We start from the raw sequence: 24,729 nt of genomic DNA on the forward strand, positions 1-24,729 counted from the left end.
TCTAGAAATTGACATTAACCCCCAACTGGAAACTGCGCGTAGCCGGATTGTTCCGTCCTACAAAACCGATGATATTGGTCCCGGAGCCGAATGTGAGCGCTTCCGGATCGTACCCGCGGAAAGGCGTATTCAGAAACAGGTTGGTACCCGTAAAGTTGAACCGAACACCGCCCTTGAACACCGATTTGGCCAATGCCGCTTTCGGAATAGCGTACGAAAGGCCCACCGTCCGAAGCCGGAACCAGGAGCCGTCCTGGATATTGAACTGGGCTGAATTGCCCATGTACCGCGCCGTCGACGGGTTGTAGAATGCATCATCCAGCACCACCGACTTGGTATTGGGCACATAGGTCACCGAGTTATCGGCGCCTTTTTGCTCTACTACCCCCTTGAATACCACCCGCTCGTAGCGCCTCTCGGTAATCGCGATCGACCCCGCACGAAATGCATTTCGTTCACCGAGATCGACCACGTCGCCGCCCTGCCGCCATTCGAGCAGAAAGGAAAGGCCTATTCCCCGGTAGTTGAATGAGTTGGTAAGGCCGGCGGTCCAGTCGGGCAATGCATTGCCCCAGGGCACGGTTACCTGGCTGGTGAGCGGGAAGCCATTCGACTGAATGAGCAACTGGCCGTCCGGCGCGCGCAGGTAGTCGAGTCCCCAGAGCTCGCCGAGTTTGCTGCCTTCCCGCACTTTCAGCACACCGCGGCTGCCATTATCGAAATAGGAAATTTCTTCGAGCTCATCCGGCATTTCGATTACCTTACCCGACATTTTTGTGAAATTCAATGACATATCCCATGTAAAGCGGGCCGTCGCCACCGGCTTGAAAGTCGCCAGCAATTCGACGCCCTTGTTACGGATCAAACCGATATTGGTATAATAAAATGAATATCCCGACACATTCGAAACCGGCGCACGGACGATCTGGTCCTTGCTGTCCATTGTGAAATAAGTCGCATCGAGCATCAGCCTGTTCCTGAAAAACCGCAGTTCGGTACCGAATTCAATGGAAGTGGTACGCTCGGGCCGGAGGTTGTCCGCAGCGGTGGTGGATCGGCGAATGTAGCCCGGCACCGTATTTCCGAACGGAAAGTTGTCGGCGAGCTCGTAATACACGCCTATCACGTACGGGTCTGTACCCTTGCCCACCTGCGCCCACGAGGCGCGAAGCTTTCCGTAGCTGAGGATATTGTTTTTTGGGAGATTTTCGGTAAAAATGTAACCGGCGCTGAATGAGGGGTAAAAGAACGAGTTATTGGCCGTCGGCAGCGTGGAAACAATATCGTTCCGGCCGGTCGCATTCAGGTAAAGCACGTCCTTGTAACTCAGCTTGGCATCCGCGAAAAAGCTCACGATCCGGTATTCGAGCGGTGAGTAGAAGCGCTTTTGCTGGTTCCGGTAGCTGGCGATCTCGTCGGTGAACGGCGCTTTCCAGCCTTCTCCGCGTTCATAGTAGCTATCCGGCCGCTTGCTGCCCACCACCGAATTGCCGACCATCAGCGAGCCGTTCCAGTTTTCGTTGAGCTGCTTCGTGGCCGTTACATATAAGTTGGAGTTGATTTCGCGGTAGTTGATATTTTCTTCGATTAAAAAGCCCTTCACCGCCGTACCCACATCGAAAGTACTGTCAACCTGCCGCTTCCGATGCTCGTTGAATGCATCCATGGTGACCTGGTACTTGGCCGAGAGCCAGTCGGTAATGTTGTAATTCAATGTTATGTCGGCGATGTAGCGGTTCACGGCATCGACGCGCGGACTCTTTTTGACGAGGTAAACCGGGTTATCCGTAAAGCCCGGCAGCAGGTTTTTGTAAGATCCGTCGGCATTCAGGTAATCGTTTACGTCGTAGGTATTCGGCCAGTAGGACAATGCGCTGAATATCGATTTATCACCGGCAGGCGGGCGTTTCCCATCGGAGCGGATGTAGTTGAATGAGCCTGACGCCGAGAAGCGTTTGGTGAAATTATAGGTACCGGCAATTTTCGCGGAAGTTCTTTCGAAATGCGTAGCCGGTACAATGCCCTGCTGGTAATTGTGCGCCGCGGAGACGTAAATGTTGCCCTTCTCGCTTCCCTTGGTCAATGTAATGCTGTTGTTGGTACGGAAGCCTGTCTGATAAAATCCCCGGAAATTATCGTAAATGCGGTCGGTGGTGTTACCGATGACCGACGGCCCGAACGACTGGTAGGGCGTCCGCTGGCGCACTTCCGTAGGCGAAATAAACTCCCCGAAACGCCCTTGCAGGAAGCGTGTTTGAATGTTGGGTGACTTGCCGAGTACGTCCACCCCGCCCGACAGCGATACCGAAACATTCAGCTTACCCGATTTTCCACGCTTGGTGGTGATGATAATGGCGCCATTGGAAGCGCGCAGCCCGTAAAGTGCCGTCGCCGCCGGACCTTTGAGTACCGAAATACTTTCGACATCGTCGGGGTTAATATCCGCAGCGCGGTTGGTGTTGGCAAATTGCTCGGCCGCGCCTGGTGAAGCGGAGCCTGCGCTCGGCAGCGGGCTCCCCGCCGTGGTGGCATTACTGATGATAATGCCGTCGATCACAAAGAGCGGCTGGTTGTCGGCGCTTCCGCTGAGCGAGGTAATGCCCCGGAGGATGATATTCACCCCCGCACCCGGCGCGCCGCCCGAGCCCGTGATCACCGCACCGGCAATCTTGCCCTGCAATGCGGCAACCATATTCGGATTACCCGATTCTTTGATTTCATCGGCCCGAACCGACTGCACCGAATAGCCGATCGCCCGCTTTTCCTGCGTCTGCCCGAGAGCGGTCACTACCACCTCGTCGAGCATGGATACATCCGCTTCCATTCGCACATTTACATTCGCCCGTTGGCTGCCCAATGCAACCTCCTGCTTTTTGAAACCGATAAAACTGAATACTAATACGGCTCCCTGCCCAGCCTGTAAGGAGTATTCTCCCTTTTCGTTGGTGGAAGTCCCCTGCGAAGTTCCTTTGACGCTCACGCTGACACCGGGTATCTCTACCCCGCCCTTGTCCGTGACTCTCCCGGTCACCGACGCGTTTTGTGCCTGCACCAAATTACAGCATAATGCGATCAGCAGGCACAGCAACTTCAAGTTGTTGTGAAGTAGTTTTTCCATCATAATTAGTTAGGTGACGTTACATGATACTTGTAAGTTACTATCCATTCTTTAAAAAGTATCACTTTAAGTTTCATCAAGACAACAAAGAGTAACATATCGATTAGCCTGCGGCACGATTTCAAGTGTGTGTTGTACATTATTCTTTTCAAATTTTTATTGAAAAAATATCTTCACTAGAAAAATAGTTTGTTAACTATAAAAATAGTTTCAATATTTACGACATGGAACTTGAAAAGCTGACCAACAAGGAGGAAGAAGTCATGCAGGTGCTATGGAAGCTGGGCGCCGCATTTGTGAAAGACATGCTTCCGGTTTTCACCGAACCGAAGCTTCATTACAACACCGTTTCGACCATCATCCGGAATCTGGAAGAAAAGGGTTATGTATCGCACCGGCAGTTCGGCAATACGTATGAATATTTCCCGGTCGTGAAGCAAGAGGATTACCAGAACCAGTTTGTGCTGGGCAAGGTCGTTGGAGGCTATTTCAACGATTCTTACAAAGACCTCGTGGCCTATTTCGCGAAGCAGGAAAAAGTGACGCCGGACGATCTGCGCGAGATTATCCGGATGATCGAAGAAGGAGCGTAGAGTTTTGATGTACCACATTAATCCGCCGACTTATGCTGATCCCTTACCTTATGAAAGTCAGCCTGGTGCTTGCTGTGCTCACCCTGGCGTACCGCTGGCTAATCCAGTTTGAAACATTCTCTAAACTGAACCGCGTGCTGCTATGGCTCAACGCATTGGCTTCGTGGACATTACCATTGATCAGCCTTCCCAGCTGGGGACCATTGGAAATGCAAACAGAATTTCACCATAGCATACCGAAAGTGGTAGGAAAGCTGCCGATACTCGCTGAGCCGATCACCACCATTCAATCGCAATCGGTCACAGCAACGGCGGAAACGGCAATGCGTCAAATGACAGCAGCCGATTGGATCAATGCCATTTACCTCTCGGGCATGTTATTAATGGCTGTTTTCTTGCTATTCCAAATGGGGCGACTGTTAATTATCGTTGCAAAAGGCTGCAAAGAAAAGTACCCGGGCGGTGCTTCCATCCTACATGTGGCCGGCGCTTCGCCTTTCTCTTTCTTTAAATGGATTGTTCTGGACCTATCGAAACATTCCGGCAACGAATTGCGCAATATCATCGCGCACGAGACGGAGCATGCGCGGCAGTGGCACAGCGCGGACCTTTTGCTGGCTGAAATACAGCGTATTTGTTTGTGGTTCAACCCATTTGCATGGATTCATCAAAAACTGGTACAGGAAAACCTCGAATACCTCGCCGACCGCGCCGTGCTGGACAATGGTTTTGAGAAAAAACAATATCAATACAACCTGCTTAATGCAGTCATGCACGCACATAAGCTGCCGCTTACCAATTCATTTGCCCAGTCATTACTCAAAAAGCGCATTAAGATGATGAACCGGAAACCTTCGCATTACCTGGTTTGGGGCAAATATGTGGCCGTATTGGCATTGATCTATGTTTCATCCGCATTCGTGGCGCCGTATCGCGAGGAAATTGTGGAGCTGGCGCCGGAGGTGATCAGGCCGATTGTGAAACCGCTGATCGGAGAAGTGATCGCCCCAGCAGAAACGGCCGAAGATTCGGTTACGAGTACCGTAGCAAAAGAGGAAGTCAGCCCGGTTCCGTTACACGCGCAACTTGCCGGTGAAGCGTCTGATACTATTCAAAGTGCACAGCTCAAAGTAAAAGGCGTGCTGATCGTAAATCAAACTTTGTATTGGGCTATCACGCCGATGATGAACTGGGAGGATATCAATGCACTCAGGGCGGAAGTTCAAAAGTTCGGACAGGAGTTTCAGATCAATCAACTGCAATTCGATCCATTACAAAAATACATTACCGACGTATCCGTTCGCATCGACGCAAAAAATGGTTCCGGAACGGGAGAAGAACATGGCGAAGCTGAATTTGCCCCTATGAAAGGTTACTCGGGATATATATCCGGGCAGGGAATTGGAATGGGGCAACTTCCTCCCGATCCGCTCAGCAAGACAATGGAGCAGGATTACCAGCAGGCCGTTGCAATCGCGAAAAAGAATGAAGTAGCCTATTTCGAATACAAGCTTGGCAAGGGCCTGGGAGGTCATACCGCAACCACATTTACGCGCCAACTTCTCACGGGGCCGTCGGCCGAAACTTTTTACAACAAGAATGGCTTTGGCAAATCGGCTGAAAATACGTTGCGGATATCAGAATACCACAAAAACGCAACCTTCTACCTGAATACAAAGCCATCCACATTTATCGAACTAAATGAAGTTCCGTTTTCAAAGATCGAGCGGGTGACGCTGCTGGAAGACAATGCCAGGCGGAAATACATCGTCGTTTATACCGAATAAAGACAGAAGGCGGCCCATTCGAGCCGCCTTCGTATTTTATCTACCCCATTAATAAGGTACTATTTCAAATTCAGCTCCTCGCCGATCGCTTTCACTTTGTCTTTCAACGAAGCGTAAACGCTGTCGAAATCCTCGTTCTTTTCCAGCGCAGCGCGTACGCCCACGTAGAACTTGATTTTCGGCTCGGTACCGGACGGGCGGCAGGTGAATTTCGTGCCGTCTTCGGTGAAGAATTGGAGCACATTCGACGATTCGATACCCATTTCGCCTGACGGGATTGACGTCGTTGCATTGGTTTTGAAATCGGTCGTGGTCAATGCTTTGTAATCGTCCATGCGCACTACCGGCGATCCTGCGATGGTTTTCGGCGGGTTAGCGCGGAAATCCGCCATCATTTGCTGGATTTCGTCAGCACCCGATTTGCCCTTTTTGGTCAGCGAGATCAGCCCTTCGTAATAGAAACCGAACTGTTTGTAAATTTCCATCAGCATGTCGAACAGGCTCAGGCCTTTGTCTTTGGCATAAGCCGTCAACTCGGCGATCATCGCGCAGGAAGCGATCGCGTCCTTGTCGCGCACGGCATCGCCGATGAGGTAACCATAACTTTCCTCACCGCCGCCGATAAATTGCTCCTGGCCTTCCTTCTCGCGGATTACCTGGGCAATGTATTTGAAGCCGGTGAGCGTGTTGTAGCATTTCACATCGTAAGCTGCCGCCATCTTGTCGATCAGGTCGGTGGTAACGATGGTTTTACAAACGAACTGGGTTCCTGTCAGTTTGCCGGCGTCTTTCCAGGCATTCAGGAGATAGTAAATGAGCACGCTGGCGGTCTGGTTACCGTTCAGGAGCTGGATTTCGCCGTGGTGGTTTTTCACCGCGATACCTACGCGGTCGGAATCCGGGTCGGTACCCATTACCAGGTCCGCATCGATTTCCTTCGCCTTTTCAACGGCTTTGGACATGGCCTCGCTCTCTTCCGGGTTTGGGTAAACTACCGTCGGAAACTGGCCGTTGCCTTTCGGTTCTGCCTGTTCTTCGATCATCGTCACCGCTTCGAAACCCATTTTCGCGAGCAACTGCGGCACCAATGTCACACCGGTTCCGTGCAAGGGCGTGTAAACGATTTTGAGGTCCTTCTGGCGCTCCAATGCACCTTTCGAAATCGAAAGTGAAAGGATGTGGTTGATATATTTCTCGTCCACTTCCGTACCGATTTTAGTAATTTTCGAGGCATCGCCGTCAAATTTCACCTGGTCGATCGACGTGATCGCATTGACTTCATTGATAATGTTGGTATCGTGCGGCGCCACCACTTGTGAACCATCATTCCAGTAGGCCTTGTAGCCGTTATATTCTTTCGGGTTGTGCGAAGCAGTTACCACTACCCCGCTTTTGCAACCCAGCAAACGGATCGCGAATGAAAGCTCGGGCGTAGGGCGCAGACCTTCGAAAAGGTATACCGAAATGCCGTTAGCCGAAAAGATATCGGCGATGATTTTCGCAAACTCGTCCGATTTGATGCGGCTGTCGTAAGCCACCGCAACACTTTTTTCCTCGTTCGGGAATGCCTGGTTGAGGTAATTGGCCAAACCTTGCGTCGCGGTACCCACAGTGTAACGGTTCATGCGGTTGGAACCGATGCCAATCAGCCCCCTCAAACCACCTGTTCCGAATTCGAGGTCTTTATAAAATGCATCCGTCAGTTCAGTATCGTTGCCTTCATCGATCAGTTGTTGAATGGATTGTTTCGTATCGATATCATAATCACCGTTGAGCCAGCTGCTCACTTTGGTCATCACATTCGGTTCCAATTTTGCAGTCATAATCAGTTTTAAATAGAATTAATTGAGAGTATTAAAAGATTTGTGTGCCGTCCTATTTATCGATTTCCACCGGTTCCTTCTCGATCGCCGAATATTGCTCCTTGGCTGTTTTGTGGATCAGCTCCGCAACGAGGCCTGTCCAGCCCGTTTGGTGGCTTGCCCCGCAGCCGCGGCCATTATCGCCGTGGAAATATTCGTAAAAAAGAACGTGATCGTTGAAATTAGGGTCTTTCTGCATTTTCTCATCCTGACCGTACACCGCGCGCCTTCCTTCCGAATCCTTCTTGAAAATGTCGATCAGGCGGCAGGCAATGGCCAATGCTGCTTCTTTGATCGTCGTGAGGTTGCCGGAATTGGTCGGGTATTCGATCATGAAATCCTCGCCGTAGTAGGTGTGGAACTTCATCAATGAGTCGAAAATGAGGTAATTGAGCGGGAACCAGATCGGGCCCCGCCAGTTGGAGTTACCACCCATGATGTCGGTCAATGCCTCGGCAGGCGTGTAATCTACCTGCAAAACCTCGCCATTGATATAAAACTTGTAAGGATTTTCCTCGTGGTATTTGGACAATGCCCGCACGCCGTAATCCGACAGGAATTCGCTCTCGTCGAGCATCCGTTTCATGATCATTTTCATCCGGTGGCCGCGCAGGATCGATAGCAGCCTGTTTTCCCCTTTGCCGGATTCAAACCAGCGGGAGATCAGCCGCGCCAGGTCGGGACGGTTCGCCAATACCCATTCCACACGCCGTTTGAAAACCGGTAGCTTGTCAAGATTTTGAGGATCAAGAATTTCCACGGCAAAAAGCGGTATCAAACCTACGATCGAACGGACTTTCAAAAGAATGCTCTGGCCATTCGGAATGTGGATTACGTCGTAATAGAACTGGTCTTCCTCGTCCCAAAGGCTGATCGACGAATTTTTACCTCCAATCGACTCCATCGCACCCGCAATGTGCAGGAAGTGTTCAAAGAATTTGGAAGCCATATCCTGGTAAACGCCATGCACCAGCGCGATCTCTACCGAAATGCGGAGCATATTCAGCGTGTACATCGCCATCCAGCCCGTCGCATCGGCCTGTTGCAGCTTTCCGCCGAACGGCATAGGCGTCGACCGGTCGAATACCCCGATGTTATCGAGCCCTAGGAAGCCGCCGCTGAATATGTTGTTACCGGTATCGTCCTTCTGGTTTACCCACCAGGTGAAGTTGAGCAGCAGTTTATGGAATATCTTTTCTAAAAATTCAATATCCCCTACCCCGTTGTTCTGCTCACGATCGATTTCGTACACTTTCCAGGTCGCCCAGCCGTGTACGGGCGGATTTACGTCGGAGAAGTTCCACTCGTACGCGGGTATCTGCCCGTTCGGGTGCATATAGTACTCGCGCAGGAGGATTTCGAGTTGTCTTTTGGCAAAATCGGCATCCACACGGGCGAGCGGCACGCAATGGAAAGCTAAATCCCAGGCGGCAAACCACGGGTACTCCCATTTGTCGGGCATTGAAATGATATTCGCCGCGTACAAATGCTTCCAGCCTGAGTTACGGCCCCATTTCCGGCCCTGGTTCGGCCCCGGTTGCGCGGGATCGCCTTTCAACCATTCATATACATTATAATAGTAGAACTGCTTGCTCCAAAGCATCCCGGCGTACGATTGGCGCTGGATCGAGCGTAGATCGCTATCCGCTACGTCGCGCTGCAAATCGTCGTAGAACTCGTCGGCTTCGCGGATTCTCTTGTTGAAAAGATCTTCAAAACCGCCGAATGGCTCCGAAATCGAATGGTTTACAAACCGTAAACGAAATGTAAAACTCTCGCCGCCTTTAATGGTTTTGGTAAAACGGGCAGCCGCTTTGGTACCGATATTGTTCGGATTGACGGTATTCGATTTCTGTCCGCTGACAATATAATCATTGATACCGTCCTTCGGATAGGCCGTATTATTGGCCGTACCGTAGAGCTTTTTGAAATTGGTTTCGTTCTCGCAGAAGAGCAATTCATCCGCACCGTCGAGGTAAAGGTTGTATTTCCCGTGTTTGCGGTGCGTTACTTCGATCAACCGGTTAGAAATACCGTTCATGATCGGCTTGTAGTTGAATGCTTCGTACCCCCACGACCAGGTGTTGCGGAACATGATTTGCGGCAATACGGTAATCGGCGCTTCTTCCTTGCCACGGTTAAACACCGTTACCTTCATCATAATATCCTCCTCATCGGCCTTGGCGTGCTCGATGAAAATGTCGAAATATTCGTCGTTATCGAACACACCCGTGTCCATGATCTCGTATTCCGGATCCTGTTTGCCACGTCGCTGGTTTTCCTGACGCAGCTTGTCATAAGGAAATAGCTGCTGCGGGTATTTGTACAGCATTTTGGTGTAGGAATGCGTGGGCGTGCTATCGAGGTAATAATACATCTCCTTCACATCCTCGCCGTGATTCGACTCCCGGTTGGTCAATCCAAAAATCCGCTCTTTCAGTATTTTGTCCTTATGGTTCCAAAACCCGAATGAGAGACATATATGTTGCTTGTTATCAGAAAAACCACCGATTCCGTCTTCGCCCCAGCGATATGCTTTGGAGAGGGCCATTTCATGGGTAATATAGTTCCAGGCGTCGCCGTTCCCGCTATAATCCTCCCTTACCGTGCCCCATTGGCGCTCCGACAGGTACGGCCCCCATTTCTTCCATCCTTTGTTTTCCTTTTGAAGACTTAACCTTACTTTTTCAGCTCCTTGTGCCATTAATCCGTCAATTTTTCGAAAGGAATGAATTTCAATAATTACCCAATTTAGAAAACCGGTTTTCAAAAACACCAGAAACCGGCAGAAAATTGAAAAAATTTAACAAACCGGCAGGTGGTTATCAGCGGCTGCAAAATTATGCATAAACCACTCATAATGAGCCACTACAAGTAACCTTCGAATACTTAAATTACAATGCAGGGTTTTCGATTCGGGTAATGTCATAGGAAACTTCGCCTGCATAAAAACGGGTCAGCGCAGCCGCCTTTTGCGAGGTTTCGACCAGCAGCGGATGGCGTTCCGCGTGCAGCAGCTCTTCCACATCCGCAACATACTCTTTGAACATCAATGGATTGGGCAGCTGGTAAAACTGGCCGTCGGTGGCTTTCAATACCGGTACCGGCGTTACTGTTCCACCTGCATTCAGCAAACCGTAGCGGCGCCGCGCTTCGATGTATGCTTCGTCGGTAGCATCGAAAACGATTTGCTCGGCCGGTTTGCCGGCAGCGATGTTGGCTGTAATGCGGGCGTCTAGCTTAGCGAGCAAGGCGCGGAGTACCCACGTGTGCTTGCCTGTACGTATGCGCTCGCGCAGGGACTGGCGCACGAGGTAGGTCAATGCCTGGGTTACGTTTAAACCAATCTCCGCCATTTGCTTGAAAATGAAGGAGGTTGGCGACATGCCGGGTATCGTGTTCGGGTCGTGGAGCAGGATGGTACCGTTTTCGGTGAGGAAACCGTCGATGCGTGCGCAGGAGTCGATGCCCAATTGCTGGAATGTCGCGACGATCATCTGCTGGATCTCCTGGTTCTTTTCGAGCGTGGTTCCTACCGGCGTACGTTTACGGCTGGCGCCGGGTTTATACTTTGTATTAAAATCAAAAACCTGCACCAGTTTGATCACCTCGCTCGGCGGCAATGCCAGCGGCGAACCGTCGTCGAACTGAATGCAGCCGCACGAAAACTCCTGTCCATTCACAAACTCTTCCACCAGCACCTGATCTTCCGCATTGGAGCTGCTCAGCAATGCCTGGTTATTTCCTTCTGAAAAATAGATTTCCAGCTCGCTGATCAATGTCGTGGGATGGTAGATTGTTTTACCATTTAAAATGACCGGAAATCCGATTCCTTCGTCCAGGTTAGCTATTTTTTGCCCCCAGGCGAGTTTCTCAGCCTCATCCAGCTCTTTCCACGTTTCAGCATTCAGCTCGATCTGGAAAAAGCACTGGTTCACAGCCGCCACGAATTCTTCCAGCGAATCGTCCTTCACGATGGCCACGCCGATCGACGAGCCTTGGTGCGGCGCCTTGATCACCAGCGGTAGCCCCAAATGCTTTTTCAAAACCTGGAACAGCAACGGGTAATCCTGCGGAACCCACTGGCTGTATTTGAGTGTCCAGCTTTTCTTCTCCTGCCCGTTTACGAGGGCGATCATTTCATTTTGCAATATTTTATCGATACCAACCGCGGAACCCATCAAACCGGGACCGCTGTACGGGAGCTTGTACCATTCCAGCAAACCCTGTATCGCCCCGTCTTCACAATCGGGGCCGTGCATAGCCAGGAATACGAAATCGAAATGTTGTTTGAATTCGGCAGGACTGATCTCTTTCCCGATCTCAGCGGGAATGCCGGCCGCCGCCAACTCCGGGAAGGACTCGACGTACGTTTTGAAGCCGTCTTTTTGAATGCCCGGCGCAGGGTAAAATTCCCGGATTTCGGACGAATACATCAATTCCTTTTGCAACAGGATAAACCTGCCGAAACTGTCTACAAAAACCGGCACGGGCTCAAAAAGTGACTTATCGAGGTGTTCAAATGCTGTTTTACCGCCTGCAAATGATATCTCCCTTTCGCGGGAAGGACCTCCAAAAAAAATTCCGATACGCATGTCTGATGTTGCTGATTAATGCATTCCAATGATGGCCGCAATATAGCTGACTAATCGGGATGAATCAATTTCCGGCTATTCAACGCGCAGATTTAAACGCAAAAAGCAGCTTCCCCTTCAGGAAACTGCTTTTGACCAATATTTGCTACGTGTTTTCCGCCGTTATGCCAGCTCAGGCACATTCGAGGAAACCACCTTGTTAATGTAAGGCACTGCCTTGCGGATCGATTCTTCCAGACCAGCGCGGAAAGTCATGGCGCTCATCGGGCAGCTCTGGCAGGAACCTTGCAGTTCCAGCTTCACAATCAGGTCGTCCGTCAGCTCCACCAATTTCACATCACCTCCGTCTGCATGCAGGTAAGGACGCACCGTTTCGAGCGCCTGCTCGATCAATTCTATGGTTTTTTCTTTTGAATCCATTGTTAAAAAGTCTGTCTGCTAAGATGCAAGATTATATCCAAAAAGTCAAATCATTCAGTTACTAACTGCTAAACCTGGATTTCCACGGCTTTCGTTTTCTCACGCGACGCATTGCGGATGGCTATCTGCTGCGCCAATGCCTCGGCCGCTTCCATGAATGCATCGTTCACGATCGGGTTGGTATCCATTACGGCAGGACGACCTTCGTCACCTGCCTCACGAATGCTCTGTACCAACGGGATCTGTCCGATCAATGGTACTTCGAATTTATCTGCCAGCGCCTGTCCGCCTCCTTTACCGAAAATATGGTATTGGTGATCCGGCAGCTCTTCCGGCGTGAACCAGGCCATGTTTTCAATGATACCCAGCACCGGCACATTGATTTGCGGCTGCTTGAACATCGACAAACCTTTGATCGCATCCGCCAGGGCCACTTTCTGAGGCGTCGTTACCACCACCGCACCGGTTACGGGAACGGTTTGTACCAATGTCAGGTGAATGTCGCTGGTACCGGGAGGCAGGTCGATCAAAAGGTAATCCAGATCGCCCCAATCGGTATCGCCGAAAAACTGGCGCAATGCCTGGCTTGCCATCGGTCCGCGCCAAACTACTGCGCTGTCCGGCGGTGTGAGGAAGCCGATCGACATCATTTTAATGCCATACTGGCGGATCGGGTTAATGTAATTTTTGCCGTCTTTCGGTGTGATCGTCGGCTGCATATCTTCCGCGCCAAACATCACCGGGATCGACGGGCCTGAAATATCCGCATCGATAATACCCACTTTCGCGCCGGAGCGGTGCAATGCCATCGCGAGGTTGGCCGTCACTGTCGATTTCCCTACCCCACCTTTGCCGGATGAAACCGCGATCACGTTTTTCACGCCGGGAATCAGCGGGCCTGTGTGGCGGGTCGTGGTTACATTCGCTGTGAGCTTGATAATCACTTCTACCTCCGGGCTCAGATGCTCGTGGATCGCATTCTCGCAATTTTTCCGGATCAGTTCTTTAAGAGGGCATGCGGGGGTTGTAAGCACTACCGTAAACCTAACCTGGTTTACACCGATTTCTATATCCTGGATCATACCGAGCGTCACCAGATCCTTTTTAAGATCGGGCTCTTCGACAGTACTCAATGCCTGCAATACTTTGTCTTTATTGATTGTAAATTCTCCCATTATTATGGTTGGTACTTTGACTATATTATGCAACACGAAATAGCGCCGATGAGTTTGTCACATTCCCGGAAATTCTCCGATCCTGCGCTCCACTTCCTCCATTTCGCCGGAAACATCAATATTTCGTGAAAGCGCATTGAGCCGTGCCCACAACGATTTCAGCATTTTCAGATGTCCGGGCGTGTGGCCGTGCAGCGGCCTATGCGCCAGCGTGTCGCGAACGGACGCCCATTCGCTCATGAATTTCACTGAACCGGCATCGATATAATTTCGTGCAAATGCATTGAAAATGTATTCTTCCGCGACGCTGCTCGGATGGATCATATCTTCCTTATAAAAGCGGTAATCCCGCAATTCGTCGATCATTATCTCGTACGACGGGAAGTAGTCGACGTGCTTGTATTTTTCGGAAAGCCGGTGGCAAACGAGCCGCAATGTCGATTTACTCACCTGGTTGAGCGGAAGCGTGTCACGCGTGTGCCGCACGGGGCTCACCGTAAGCATGATGCGCAGCTTGCGGTTGTAGGGTATCAGCTTTTGTATTATTTGTTCAAATGCGATCGTGATCTGATCGAAATGCAGGAGCTCTTTGATGAAACGGTCGCTGGGAACCTTGTGGCAGTTTCCGACGATCAGGTTGGTTTTCCGGTGACGGTAAGCATAAGCCGTGCCTAGTGTGATCACCAGCAAATCTGCTTCTGCGAGGAATTCGCGGATTTCGTCCAGCTTATCCGAAAGCTGCGCATCCAGCGCGCCCTGCCCGTTTGCCCATTGCGAAGAATGGAAATCGTGGTGCAGCCAGATATGATCCGGGGTTTGCAGGAACAATGAAGGATTAGGTCTCTTCTCCTCCACCGCGCTATCCAGGATTTTGCAAATGGTAAGGGGATTAAACACCGTACCCAACGAGTTATTGAGCACATCAAACTTGAAATCAGCCAGTTGCCCACCCAGCACTTCGGCAAAACAGGAGCCGATGGTCAGTATTTTGGTTTGATGATCAATCTTCCAATCAGGGGCATCCAGGGCAACTTCCGTACTCAACTTAATATCCTTCATTACATAAAAACGACAAGCGAACCACAAAATTAAGCATGAAAACCACACGATTTCACTAAATGCTGTGGTTTAGCAATTTATAATTTGGGTTATAGGATTTTTTTATATGTTTGGCGCAGAATATCAGGCACACTATAAATCGTTTAATGTATGGGTGAAGGGAGCTATCCGTTTGAGATCAGCGTTGACGGGCTGATCTATAAATTTGAAAGTATAAGTACGAAAAGAACAATCGTAAAAACTGTTTCATTTGAGCGAATTGGTAACAGCAATGTATTCAACGTGGCATTGCTTGGTCCCTTGGCAAACGGTGCATTTAGTGATCAGGTGGAAAGTAGAAACGGCGACCTCCAAACAGTGCTGGCCACAGTCTTTCAAATAATCTGTGATTTCTTGAACCAGTTCCCTGACTCCATTGTCAGTTTTCGTGGGAGCGACACTCGCAGGCATAGGTTGTACAGGATTGCCATTTCGCGTGAGCTCGACAACGTCACTGGGAAATACGAAATATACGGCACCACGGCAAGCCAGGAAGTGGTTGTCTTTACGCCGAATGTAGATTACGAACATTATTTTATCAAAAAATTATAGCTATGAACAAGCGACAAGACTTCAAACTGACCCCGGAACAACAGAAAGTAGTTGATGAAAAAGTAAGGGTCCTTGGGGAGGCCGTCAAAAACATTGACTTCAATAACCTACCAAAGCGCGAAAACCATCCAGATAATTCCAAACCAGCGGATGGTTCAAAACATACCCAAAAGGCATAAAGCTGTTTCATAACCTTTTAGGAGACCATCACATTGTTTCGACGACTCACATTAGCGGCATTCATCACAGCAATTTCAACAGCTGTCAGCTGCGCCCAGCCCACCGAAAAGCCAAAGGCAACTACGCCCCAATACGAATTCGCCCCCACCCCATCCTGGCAGGACGAATTTAACACGCCCGGCAAGCCCGATGCCGCCAAATGGAGCTACGACCTCGGCGACCATGGCTGGGGAAATAATGAGCTGGAAAACTATACCGATAAGGTTGAGAATGCCAAAGTCGAAAACGGCAATCTGGTAATCACGGCCATTAAGGAGCCTTCGGGTAAGCAGCAGTATAGCTCTGCACGGTTGATTTCGAAGGGTAAGGGAGATTTTACCTATGGCAAATTCGAGATCCGCGCGAAATTACCCAAAGGACGCGGCACGTGGCCTGCCATCTGGATGCTGGCGAGCGGAAGCGAATATGGTAACAAAGGCTGGCCGGATAATGGCGAGATCGATATTATGGAGCACGTCGGATTCGATCAGGACAAGTTGCATGGGAATATTCACACGAAGGCATTCAACCATGCTATCAAAACGAACAAGGGTAACAATATCGTCGTGAAGGGTCTCTCGGAGGATTTCCACGTGTACACCTGCGAATGGACGCCCGAGGCCGTCACAATCCTGGTGGACGGCAATGCCTATTTCACCTTCAAAAAAGAAGTCAACTACCAATGGCCGGAATGGCCGTTCGACAAGCCTTTTCATTTAATTTTAAATATCGCAGTCGGAGGTAACTGGGGTGGGCAAAAGGGCGTGGATGACAGCATTTTCCCGCAAAAAATGGAGGTCGATTACGTGCGCGTGTACCCGCTTGTGACGAAGTAGCGGCTTTGAAAATCCAGTGCCCGGAAGTATCTTGCACCATGGATCATTTCGTTGTTTCGGCCAGGAAGTATCGTCCCGTCACCTTTGATTCGGTGGTGGGTCAGTCACACATCACTACTACATTAAAGAATGCCATTCGCACCAATCACCTCGCACAAGCTTTCCTTTTCTGCGGTCCCCGCGGTGTAGGGAAAACGACCTGTGCGCGGATTCTTGCTAAAACCATCAACTGCCAGAACCTGGGCGACGATGTAGAAGCATGCGGTGAATGCGAATCTTGCGTGAGCTTCCAGAACAACGCTTCCTTTAATATCCATGAGCTCGATGCGGCTTCCAACAACTCGGTAGAGGACATTCGTAACCTGATAGACCAGGTGCGTTACCCACCCCAAACCGGCAAGTACAAGATCTATATTATCGATGAGGTGCACATGCTCTCGCAGGCTGCATTCAATGCATTCCTGAAAACATTGGAAGAGCCGCCTTCGTACGCGATTTTCATCCTGGCTACGACGGAGAAGCATAAGATTCTTCCAACGATCCTGTCGCGCTGCCAGATCTTCGACTTTAACCGCATTCAGTCGAAAGACATTGCACACCATTTAGCGGATATTGCCAAAAAAGAAGGCATTAATGCCGAACACGAAGCACTCGAACTGATCGGCCAGAAAGCCGACGGCGGTTTGCGGGATGCGCTTTCGATGTTCGATTTGAATGTGACGTTTTCTACCAACAACCACCTCACCTACGCGGCGGTGCTGGAAAACCTGCACATTCTGGATTATGATTACTATTTCAAAATCACCGATGCGCTTACAGCCGGCAGCATTGCACGCTCGCTGGTGCTTTTTGATGAAATACTCCGGAAAGGATTCGACGGGCACCTGTTTGTGATCGGCTTGCTGGAACACTTCCGGAACCTGCTAGTGTGCAAAGACCCCGCGACGGTTACCCTGTTGCAGGTTTCCGAATCGGCCGAGCGTAAATACCTCGAACAGTCCCTGATGGCCGATCTCAGCTTCCTGCTTTCGGCGCTGAGCATTACCGGGCAATGCGATATCAATTATAAATCGGCGAAAAACCAGCGGTTGCATGTGGAGATCTGTCTCATGAAACTCGCCAATTTGCCCCAGGTTCTTCAACTTCATTCTCTTGCAGCCGTTGATGAAACGGCAAAAAAAAAAGTTGAGCCCCAACAATCCCTGAACCAATCAGGCGCGGTGGCACCGGCAGTTGCAGCACCAGCCCCGCAACCCGCCGCACCGACTAACGGCCAGCCGTCGAATGGCAATGCCTACGCGAATGCGCCCGCACAACCCATAGCCGCATCACACCCAACAACACCACAGCAGAGCGCTCCCCAGCAAGCAGCACCTCAGCAAGCTGCTCCATCGAGACTCAAGACAACCGTTTCACTCACCCAGTCGCTCACGCCGCCTACGCAGCAGCCTGCAAAGCAAACTAATGCCGAGCCTTCGACAGATTATGCATCGGTTCCAAACGGAGCGAAAAAGGAAGAGTTGACGCTCGCAAACTTGCAACGTTTTTGGTACGAATTCTCTCAGAAACGCCTGCAAACCGGCAATTCCACGACGGAGCAAATCACATTGAACCGTGAAATTCAGCTGAACGGCAGCACAATCGAAATTGCGCTCGATAATGATCATCAGCAGGATGCGGTAATGAATATGCGGTATGAGTTGCTGGGTTTCCTGAAAGCACGGCTGGACGCGTCGAAGCTGGACATTAATCCCCGTGTAGCGCCCCAGGAGGTGAACAGGCTCCCCTACACACCGGCCGAGAAATTCAACTTCATGGCTGAAAAGAACCCCTATCTACTCGAATTGAAGCAGGCGCTGGGGCTGGATGTGGATTTTTAATACTTTGAAGATCTTGCTTTCAGAAAAGTGCTGTGCAAATGCAGCACTTGCGGTATCAGCTCGGAAGTATCATCGTTGTTAACAATATAATCGGCTATCTCTCGCCGGGAGTCATCCGAAACCTGCCGCTCGATAATCGCCCTGATTTCCTGCTCGGTACGTTTGTCGCGTTGCAATATTCTTTGAATGCGCAACCCGACCGGCGCTTCCACTACCACCACATAATCCACCGAATTGGCCTGTCCCGCTTTCGCCATGATGGCCGCCTCCTTTACCACGTAAGGAAGTCCTGCATTTTGCGCCACCCAATCTTTGGTATCGCGCAGCACAACCGGGTGGATAATGGCATTCAATGCTTTAAGCAAAGGCTCATTATTGAAAACACTGGACGCCACAAACCGTGTATTGTAAAGCCCTGCGCTATCATAAGCTTCCGGCCCAAGCAAAGCTGTCACCTTTTCGCGAATTTCCGGATCGTTATTGGTAAGCCATTTTGCACGGCTATCGGCATAGTAAATAGGAACATCCAGGCATTCGAACAGCCTGCAAACCATACTTTTGCCAGAACCGATCCCACCGGTGACACCTATCAAAAGCGGAAGTTCCATGCGGTCGTCAGTCAAATGAGGATTAAACTATTCCTGCGGCGGGGCAGTAAGGAATTGGGCCACTTCGAAGCTCACGTACACGTCGCGGTGGCTCACTTCTACGAGCGGGGAAACCGGGAGCGGAATGGGCAGGCTTTCGTCGTAATTGTTCTGGATTTTCGGTGTCGGTACGCGTACTTTGATCGTATCCGGGAAAGTTTTGATCAGCGAAACCGGCCCGTCGACCGAAATAAGCGACGGCGAGACATTGATAAAGCTGGAAATCACATAACCTTCACGCACATCGATGCCCACGCTATCCACGCGGATTGGAATGATTTTCCTGATTTTGGGCTCGAAATTCAGTTCAAATGTATCGGCCACCACATAGTTGACGTGCAGGTTCGGAAACATGTCCGTAATCTGGTCGGTAAGTGTGGTAGAGTTGATGAAGCTCGATACAGTCGGGTTCTGGACACGGTACACAACCGGATTGGCATTGAAATTCAGCCACGACTTTTGAAGCAAAGTCCAGCCATCCCCTGTTACATTCACCGAAATCCGTTTGGGAAGCGGCTGCATCGGCACATAAGCTGAATTATCGTACTCGATCGATAACGGGTAATTCAGCTTTAGAGAATAATTCTCTTTGTTGAGAACATTCATTAACCAAAAAAAGGATGCTGCAAGCAAGCATCCTATGAATGTTTTGATCTTGTTCTGATTGGGTGGGACTTGACTCACAACAATGATTAGTTTTACCCGGCAATGGTACGCGAAATAGCTGATTTCTCGACCGTTAGCTTCACTCCTTTATCCAACTCAAGCGTAACCGTCGCTTCTTCCACAGTGTAAACTCTCGCGTGGATACCGCCGATCGTTACCACCTGGTCGCCCTTTTTCAGGTTATTAAGCAATTCTTTCTGTTCCTTTTGCTTTTTCTGCTGCGGACGGATCATGAAGAAATAGAATACCCCGATGATGCCGACCCACATTACGACCTGATAAATCATACCTTGTGAGCCGCCGGCTGCTTGTGCTAAAATAGAATAATTCATTGTAGTAGATGGGTTGTAAAAATGTTACTTCTTCGCCGTTACCGAATCAGCTGCTACCGGCTGCGGTGCCGCATTTACGATGCCTTTCAGCCTCAATTCGGTATTGGCCGGGTCGGTATTGGCATAAACAGTGATTGTTTTAACCTGCGGACCTGCCTTGTGCTTACTATCGAAACGGACTTTGATACTCGAAGTCTGGTTTGGTTCGATCGGGTCTTTCGGCCATTCTGGCGTCGTGCACCCGCATGATGAACTGATATTGTTGAGGATCAGCGGGTATTCGCCATCATTGCGGAATTTGAATTCGTGCTCCACAATGGCGCCTTCCTGGATCGTCCCGAAATCATATTCGGTGCTATCGATCAAAGCAAAAACAGGCAGTTTTGAATTTGCCTGTTTTTGTTCACCATTCTTTTCATTTTTGGAGCAGCCAGAAAAAGCCACCGCTAATCCCAGAAACGCGAAAAGGGCTATTTTTTTCATAGGTCATTCACTGGCCTGGCCCTTGATCTGCGCCATCAGGCGATCCACATCTTCCAGCAATTTTTCAGCTTTCTCGCGGGCATCGTTCACCACACGTTCGCCTTCTGTTCTGGAAAAGTTATCGGGCTGGTCTTTTTTATCAACCAGGTCCTGGATGACCTCTTGCAGTTTTTCACGGTATTTGGACAGTCTGTATGTGAGTTGTGTCCTCAAAACCTCCCCCTTGTCGGGAGCATAAAGGATACCCAATGCTGCGCCGGTGGCACAGCCTGTCAGGAAAGCGATTAAACTATTACTCGTTTTACTCATGGTTTCTGCTGTTTTTTGCTGCAAACGGGTGTCAGCTCATGTATTTATAATGGCTTCCAAAAATTGTTCCATTATACCCGGCCCCAATTTCGGCAGCTTTTACTTATTATCAATCAATCCACGCCCGCTTTTTCTGATCACGCCTTCTTTGGCAAGTTTCACCGAAAGCACGTCCAGGACGCCATTCACAAACTTACCACTTTTTGGGGTACTGTACCTTTTTGCGATCTCAATAAACTCATTAATGGTGACTTTCACGGGGATACCCGGAAAATGAATGAGCTCGGCAAGGGCTGTTTTGAGGATAATAAGATCTACCAATGCGATCCTTTCCAGCTCCCAGTTTTTCAGCTGGTCATCCAGATAAACATCGTACTGGTCGCTTTCCTTCACCACGATTTTGCAAAGTTCTTCCACAAATGCCCGATCTTCTTCCCAATCCTTGGTCAGAGGTGCAAGCTGAAATGTATGTGCTAAATCGGCAGTACGCAAAGTTTTGATCGCAAGGCTGCGGATCAGCTCGCTGTGGTCTGCCCAGTAAAGGTCGCGTTGTTCGAGGTAATCGAGTGAAACCTCGTGTTTGAGGATAATCTGACGCAGAATGTGCTGAATGAGCTCCTGGTCCTCCTCCGGCGTATGCGTCGCCGATTTGCAATATGTTTCGTAGGTTTCGTCCTTCCGCAAACCCTCCCGGTAAATCTTCCGGATAAGGTTCATTTCGTTGGTCCAGTTGATACCGCTGCGGATAATCTCCTCTTCCAGCGCCTTATCTTCCTGCAAAACCTTGATCACCCGGTTGGTATCCAGTCCTGAATCTTTCGGGAATGGCGCCTCGGGGTCTTCGTACCTGCGCTCGCGGTCGATTTTTGCCTGGTGTGCTAGTTCAATCAGCATCGACAGGATTCTGATAAAGTCGACGTAAATCGTCTCCGTTTCATTCAAAACCCTTCTAACGAGTTTTTCTCCATCCGTATTCGTCTGCCGGTTGTATGCTTCATAGGCCGATTGGGCCACTCTCAGCACCCGATCGGGAAGTTCTTCGTCGCCGTTCGGCTTACCATTCTTGATAAACTCGTCGAGCGTCATGTTCGCGAGCCGCTTCATGCCCGAGAGCTTCTTTTTGTCCTGAAACTCCATCGAGTTCAAGTCGGGAGCAAATGCCTCTTCAATCTGATCGAGTGCCAGTAAACGGTTCGCATCGGCTGTAAGTTGCCGCGCATAAAGTGCCTGAACCGCCTTGGTTCTTAGTAATCTTCTATTCAGCATAAGCCGGAATACTATTTGGATAAAAGGTACAGTAAATCAAAGAACGTGTCTGCATGTATTGCAAGGCCATTCTGTGCTGTACCCCGCATGGATTGTTTTTAAAATCGACCGCAAAATTAGACTATTTTGTTCACAATCGGAAAATTGGGACGCGTCGTTTTAATTTTGCAACGTTTTGGTAAAATAGGATGTTGGCTAGAAAGCGTCCAGCACGGCTGATCAAAATCTGAACCGGTGAAAGCATTAAAATCTCTCAATAAATATTTGTGGAAATATAAATGGTACCTCATCCTGGGTATCATTTTTACGATCATCTCGAACCTTTTCGGCATTATCCCCGCCCAGCTCGTGCGTTATGCGCTCGACCTGGTGATCGAGACATTGGATATTTATTACCTCTACAATGGCGTATCGCTGCAAAGTGATATGTATGACATTTTTGCGTTCAGCATTCTGCTCTACGGCTTCCTGATCCTGCTCATGGCACTGCTCAAAGGGATATTCCTTTTCCTGGTGCGGCAAACGATCATCGTCATGTCACGCCACATCGAATTCGAGCTCAAAAACGATATTTACAAGCATTACCAGACGCTTCCCGCCGCCTTTTTCCGCCGCCACAGCACGGGCGACCTTATGGCGCGCATTTCGGAAGATGTCAGCAACGTCCGCATTTACGTCGGCCCGGCACTGATGTACGGCATTAACCTCATCGTGCTGTTTTTCCTGGTGATCTCTTATATGGTCTCCGTCAGTCCGAAGCTGACGCTCTACGTGCTACTGCCATTGCCTGTACTTTCGGTGAGTGTATACATAGTCAACAGCATGATTATGAAGCGTTCGCAGGAAATTCAAAAGCAACTTTCCGCATTATCGACCTATGTACAGGAAGCATTTTCAGGTATACGCGTGATCAAATCCTTCGTACAGGAGGACCGGTCTTATACCAATTTTCAAAAGGAGGCCGAAGTTTTCAAAAACAAATCACTCGGTCTTACCAAAGTCGATGCATTCTTCTACCCGATGATTGTCCTTTTGATAGGTCTGAGTAACATCCTGGTCATTTTTATTGGTGGTCAGGAAATTATCAACGGCCGCCTCACACCGGGTAACATTACCGAGTTCATATTGTATGTGAATATGCTTACCTGGCCGGTAATGGCATTGGGCTGGACTACGAGCCAGATCCAGCGCGCCGCATCGTCGCAGCTCAGGATCAATGAATTTTTGGATGAAAAAACGACGCTGGTATCTGAGAAAAACGTCAGCAGAACTGTGAATGGCAAGGTCACCTTCCGCCACGTTGGCTTCGTTTACCCCGATTCGGGCATTAAAGCGTTGCATGATTTTGATCTGACAATCGAAGCGGGTGAAAGCGTAGCAATCCTCGGCACGACGGGCTCGGGAAAAAGTACATTAGCGCATTTAATGTGCCGCCTTTACGATCCTACCGAAGGCCAGATCCTGATCGACGACATTCCGATGAAGGACTACGAAGTCCGCGGCTACCGTCGCCAGATCGGTTACGTCCCGCAGGACGTGTTCCTCTTTTCGGACAGTATTCAGAACAACGTCCGGTTCGGCACGGAAGATATGCCTTTTGAAAGGATAGAGCAGGCTGTGAAAGACGCCGATTTGTATAACAACATCAAAGACTTCCCGCAAGGCTACGAAACCATGCTCGGCGAAAGGGGCATTACGCTTTCCGGTGGCCAGAAACAACGCCTTTCGATCGCCCGCGCCATTGCCCGCGACCCAAAAATTCTTGTCCTCGACGACTGTCTTTCAGCGGTAGATACCAACACCGAGAACATCATCCTCAACAACATGAAGCGGATCATGGACCAGCGCACTTCCGTGATCATTTCACACCGCGTCTCCTCCGCTAAGCTCGCCGATAAAATCGTAGTTCTGGACGACGGCCGCATTGTCGAACAAGGCACTCATGCAGAGCTCATGGCATTGAATGGCGCTTATAAAGAACTGTATGAGAAGCAGTTGATCTCAGAAGAGGTGTAAATTACTTAATCAGCTTCTTCATTTCCTGCCGCAATTCCCGCATTTCCAAATGCAGGCTTTGCAAACTCACTTCCGTTTTATCTTCTTCCAAACCGAAGGATAATTTGCTATTCACCTGCCATACTTCGCGGATCTCGTTGCGGTCGACGCGGATCGGAGCGTAATCGGGGTTCAGCGAAATGAGGTTCACAAAAGACGAATCCTTCTCTTTCCGGATCTTTTTGACCAGCACGCTGTCGACCGTCACCACTACATACATATACTTGTCATTCAGCGTGTCCCAATCATCAACCGCGCGCGCCCAGATCCATTCACCCGACTGCAACGCGGGCGTCATACTGTCCCCATCCACCTGAAAACCTCTGAATGTAGCATTGCGGTATTCCGGCAGCGGGATCGTGAAGGCAGGCAATGCTTCAAACCATTGAGCGTCGCCAATATTGTTGGGATAACCGGCGGCAGCCTTCGCGCTGACCAGCACAATGTTATCCTTACCGGCCTGATCGACCGTCACAACCTTTGGATTGACGAAGACCTTATCCGCATAAAGGTACTTCTGCGGACTATCCCCAAACAGCCAGAGCGGATTGATATTGTATTTTTTGAGCAGCTCTTTCACTACCTGCCCGGGTATGCGCGTACGCCCGCGTTCGATGTCCGCAGTGGTGGCGCTGATCCCGAGTTCTTCGGCAAATGCCGCCTGGGTCAGATTGAGCTCCTCCCTGATTTGTTTGAAACGCCTGAATTCTTCATCAATAGCCATAAGCATGTGCGATGATTACCGGTTGACAATGTCTTGACTCCTCAAACATACAAAATATTTTGGAATATTTCCTTTTACTAAATGGATATGATCCATATATTTGGATTAAATC

Annotated in this window: 21 protein-coding genes; 7 read left to right on the forward strand and 14 right to left on the reverse strand. The window is 49.8% G+C overall.

Going from position 1 to position 24,729, the window contains the following annotated elements; all coding sequences use genetic code 11:
• Nucleotide 1: 1 nt before the first annotated feature.
• A complete protein-coding gene (locus BLQ88_RS14295) occupies nucleotides 2-3,121 on the reverse strand; it encodes a SusC/RagA family TonB-linked outer membrane protein (RefSeq protein ID WP_090151020.1) in 3,120 nt (1,039 codons plus the stop codon).
• Between the two features lie 221 nt (nucleotides 3,122-3,342).
• On the opposite strand from BLQ88_RS14295, the gene BLQ88_RS14300 reads away from it, so the two are divergent.
• Together BLQ88_RS14300 and BLQ88_RS14305 are read left to right on the forward strand one after the other, a co-directional pair.
• Nucleotides 3,343-3,711, forward strand: coding sequence for a BlaI/MecI/CopY family transcriptional regulator (locus BLQ88_RS14300; protein WP_090151023.1), 369 nt, complete (start codon nucleotides 3,343-3,345; stop codon nucleotides 3,709-3,711).
• A gap of 32 nt (nucleotides 3,712-3,743) precedes the next feature.
• A complete protein-coding gene (locus tag BLQ88_RS14305; protein ID WP_090151026.1) occupies nucleotides 3,744-5,498 on the forward strand; it encodes a M56 family metallopeptidase in 1,755 nt (584 codons plus the stop codon).
• Between the two features lie 59 nt (nucleotides 5,499-5,557).
• Here BLQ88_RS14305 and BLQ88_RS14310 read toward each other — a convergent pair whose 3' ends face one another.
• From BLQ88_RS14310 to BLQ88_RS14335, 6 genes are all read right to left on the reverse strand, one after another.
• A complete protein-coding gene (locus BLQ88_RS14310; protein ID WP_090151029.1) occupies nucleotides 5,558-7,321 on the reverse strand; it encodes a phospho-sugar mutase in 1,764 nt (587 codons plus the stop codon).
• A gap of 52 nt (nucleotides 7,322-7,373) precedes the next feature.
• Entirely contained in the window at nucleotides 7,374-10,064 is a 2,691-nt protein-coding gene (locus tag BLQ88_RS14315) for an MGH1-like glycoside hydrolase domain-containing protein (RefSeq protein ID WP_090151031.1), read from the reverse strand.
• A gap of 190 nt (nucleotides 10,065-10,254) precedes the next feature.
• The gene (locus BLQ88_RS14320) at nucleotides 10,255-11,955 is read right to left on the reverse strand and encodes a D-alanine--D-alanine ligase family protein (RefSeq protein ID WP_090151034.1); all 1,701 of its coding nucleotides are present in this window, start codon (nucleotides 11,953-11,955) and stop codon (nucleotides 10,255-10,257) included.
• 162 nt (nucleotides 11,956-12,117) lie between these two features.
• Nucleotides 12,118-12,375: a NifU family protein gene (locus BLQ88_RS14325; RefSeq protein ID WP_090151037.1), complete on the reverse strand. Its 258-nt coding sequence runs from the start codon at nucleotides 12,373-12,375 to the stop codon at nucleotides 12,118-12,120.
• A gap of 68 nt (nucleotides 12,376-12,443) precedes the next feature.
• Nucleotides 12,444-13,550, reverse strand: a complete 1,107-nt coding sequence (locus BLQ88_RS14330; protein ID WP_090151040.1) for an Mrp/NBP35 family ATP-binding protein — start codon at nucleotides 13,548-13,550, stop codon at nucleotides 12,444-12,446.
• 57 nt (nucleotides 13,551-13,607) lie between these two features.
• Nucleotides 13,608-14,609, reverse strand: a complete 1,002-nt coding sequence (locus BLQ88_RS14335) for a GSCFA domain-containing protein (RefSeq protein WP_090151043.1) — start codon at nucleotides 14,607-14,609, stop codon at nucleotides 13,608-13,610.
• 150 nt (nucleotides 14,610-14,759) lie between these two features.
• Here BLQ88_RS14335 and BLQ88_RS14340 point away from each other — a divergent pair, with 150 nt between their 5' ends.
• From BLQ88_RS14340 to BLQ88_RS14350, 4 genes are read left to right on the forward strand one after another with little or no spacing between them, the layout of a single operon-like run.
• Nucleotides 14,760-15,200, forward strand: a complete 441-nt coding sequence (locus BLQ88_RS14340) for a DUF6934 family protein (protein ID WP_090151046.1) — start codon at nucleotides 14,760-14,762, stop codon at nucleotides 15,198-15,200.
• A 2-nt stretch (nucleotides 15,201-15,202) separates the two neighbouring features.
• A complete protein-coding gene (locus BLQ88_RS36740; RefSeq protein ID WP_176884994.1) occupies nucleotides 15,203-15,379 on the forward strand; it encodes a hypothetical protein in 177 nt (58 codons plus the stop codon).
• 33 nt (nucleotides 15,380-15,412) lie between these two features.
• Complete coding sequence (locus tag BLQ88_RS14345; RefSeq protein ID WP_229212696.1) at nucleotides 15,413-16,255, forward strand: glycoside hydrolase family 16 protein; 843 nt, start codon at nucleotides 15,413-15,415, stop codon at nucleotides 16,253-16,255.
• A 38-nt stretch (nucleotides 16,256-16,293) separates the two neighbouring features.
• A complete protein-coding gene (locus tag BLQ88_RS14350; RefSeq protein WP_090151053.1) occupies nucleotides 16,294-18,135 on the forward strand; it encodes a DNA polymerase III subunit gamma/tau in 1,842 nt (613 codons plus the stop codon).
• Here BLQ88_RS14350 and coaE read toward each other — a convergent pair.
• The 6 genes from coaE to nusB all read right to left on the reverse strand — a co-directional run bounded on the left by coaE (nucleotide 18,132) and on the right by nusB (nucleotide 21,838).
• Nucleotides 18,132-18,743, reverse strand: coding sequence for a dephospho-CoA kinase (coaE, locus tag BLQ88_RS14355; protein WP_090151056.1), 612 nt, complete (start codon nucleotides 18,741-18,743; stop codon nucleotides 18,132-18,134). The two genes, BLQ88_RS14350 and coaE, sit on opposite strands and share 4 nt — an antisense overlap.
• 27 nt (nucleotides 18,744-18,770) lie before the next feature.
• Nucleotides 18,771-19,388 (reverse strand): YbbR-like domain-containing protein, encoded by a 618-nt coding sequence (locus BLQ88_RS14360; RefSeq protein WP_090151059.1) that lies wholly within the window; start codon nucleotides 19,386-19,388, stop codon nucleotides 18,771-18,773.
• A 92-nt stretch (nucleotides 19,389-19,480) separates the two neighbouring features.
• Nucleotides 19,481-19,780: a preprotein translocase subunit YajC gene (gene yajC / locus BLQ88_RS14365; protein ID WP_090151062.1), complete on the reverse strand. Its 300-nt coding sequence runs from the start codon at nucleotides 19,778-19,780 to the stop codon at nucleotides 19,481-19,483.
• A gap of 24 nt (nucleotides 19,781-19,804) precedes the next feature.
• Nucleotides 19,805-20,263 (reverse strand): DUF1573 domain-containing protein, encoded by a 459-nt coding sequence (locus tag BLQ88_RS14370; protein WP_090151065.1) that lies wholly within the window; start codon nucleotides 20,261-20,263, stop codon nucleotides 19,805-19,807.
• Between the two features lie 3 nt (nucleotides 20,264-20,266).
• On the reverse strand, nucleotides 20,267-20,572 hold the full coding sequence (locus BLQ88_RS14375) for a YtxH domain-containing protein (protein ID WP_090151559.1): 306 nt from the start codon (nucleotides 20,570-20,572) through the stop codon (nucleotides 20,267-20,269).
• Between the two features lie 99 nt (nucleotides 20,573-20,671).
• A complete protein-coding gene (nusB, locus tag BLQ88_RS14380; protein ID WP_090151068.1) occupies nucleotides 20,672-21,838 on the reverse strand; it encodes a transcription antitermination factor NusB in 1,167 nt (388 codons plus the stop codon).
• A 234-nt stretch (nucleotides 21,839-22,072) separates the two neighbouring features.
• Here nusB and BLQ88_RS14385 point away from each other — a divergent pair, with 234 nt between their 5' ends.
• Nucleotides 22,073-23,854 carry an ABC transporter ATP-binding protein gene (locus BLQ88_RS14385; protein WP_090151070.1) on the forward strand — a complete coding sequence of 594 codons (1,782 nt, stop codon included), beginning with the start codon at nucleotides 22,073-22,075 and terminating at the stop codon, nucleotides 23,852-23,854.
• Nucleotide 23,855: 1 nt separating this feature from the next.
• Here the strand turns inward: BLQ88_RS14385 and BLQ88_RS14390 are convergent, their stop codons facing one another.
• Entirely contained in the window at nucleotides 23,856-24,617 is a 762-nt protein-coding gene (locus BLQ88_RS14390; protein WP_176884999.1) for an XRE family transcriptional regulator, read from the reverse strand.
• Nucleotides 24,618-24,729 lie beyond the last annotated feature (112 nt).

Source organism: Dyadobacter soli (genome assembly GCF_900101885.1).
Classification (GTDB): domain Bacteria; phylum Bacteroidota; class Bacteroidia; order Cytophagales; family Spirosomataceae; genus Dyadobacter; species Dyadobacter soli.

Coding starts and splice junctions, on each gene's coding strand:
- nusB (WP_090151068.1), bottom strand. CDS start 21,838: ATGCTGAATAGAAGATTACTAAGAACCAAGGCGGTTCAGGCACTTTAT.
- BLQ88_RS14335 (WP_090151043.1), bottom strand. CDS start 14,609: ATGAAGGATATTAAGTTGAGTACGGAAGTTGCCCTGGATGCCCCTGAT.
- BLQ88_RS14305 (WP_090151026.1), top strand. CDS start 3,744: ATGCTGATCCCTTACCTTATGAAAGTCAGCCTGGTGCTTGCTGTGCTC.
- BLQ88_RS14300 (WP_090151023.1), top strand. CDS start 3,343: ATGGAACTTGAAAAGCTGACCAACAAGGAGGAAGAAGTCATGCAGGTG.
- BLQ88_RS14295 (WP_090151020.1), bottom strand. CDS start 3,121: ATGATGGAAAAACTACTTCACAACAACTTGAAGTTGCTGTGCCTGCTG.
- BLQ88_RS14315 (WP_090151031.1), bottom strand. CDS start 10,064: ATGGCACAAGGAGCTGAAAAAGTAAGGTTAAGTCTTCAAAAGGAAAAC.
- BLQ88_RS14370 (WP_090151065.1), bottom strand. CDS start 20,263: ATGAAAAAAATAGCCCTTTTCGCGTTTCTGGGATTAGCGGTGGCTTTT.
- coaE (WP_090151056.1), bottom strand. CDS start 18,743: ATGGAACTTCCGCTTTTGATAGGTGTCACCGGTGGGATCGGTTCTGGC.
- BLQ88_RS14310 (WP_090151029.1), bottom strand. CDS start 7,321: ATGACTGCAAAATTGGAACCGAATGTGATGACCAAAGTGAGCAGCTGG.
- BLQ88_RS14360 (WP_090151059.1), bottom strand. CDS start 19,388: ATGAATGTTCTCAACAAAGAGAATTATTCTCTAAAGCTGAATTACCCG.
- BLQ88_RS14350 (WP_090151053.1), top strand. CDS start 16,294: ATGGATCATTTCGTTGTTTCGGCCAGGAAGTATCGTCCCGTCACCTTT.
- BLQ88_RS14340 (WP_090151046.1), top strand. CDS start 14,760: ATGGGTGAAGGGAGCTATCCGTTTGAGATCAGCGTTGACGGGCTGATC.
- yajC (WP_090151062.1), bottom strand. CDS start 19,780: ATGAATTATTCTATTTTAGCACAAGCAGCCGGCGGCTCACAAGGTATG.
- BLQ88_RS36740 (WP_176884994.1), top strand. CDS start 15,203: ATGAACAAGCGACAAGACTTCAAACTGACCCCGGAACAACAGAAAGTA.
- BLQ88_RS14320 (WP_090151034.1), bottom strand. CDS start 11,955: ATGCGTATCGGAATTTTTTTTGGAGGTCCTTCCCGCGAAAGGGAGATA.
- BLQ88_RS14330 (WP_090151040.1), bottom strand. CDS start 13,550: ATGGGAGAATTTACAATCAATAAAGACAAAGTATTGCAGGCATTGAGT.
- BLQ88_RS14390 (WP_176884999.1), bottom strand. CDS start 24,617: ATGGCTATTGATGAAGAATTCAGGCGTTTCAAACAAATCAGGGAGGAG.
- BLQ88_RS14325 (WP_090151037.1), bottom strand. CDS start 12,375: ATGGATTCAAAAGAAAAAACCATAGAATTGATCGAGCAGGCGCTCGAA.
- BLQ88_RS14375 (WP_090151559.1), bottom strand. CDS start 20,572: ATGAGTAAAACGAGTAATAGTTTAATCGCTTTCCTGACAGGCTGTGCC.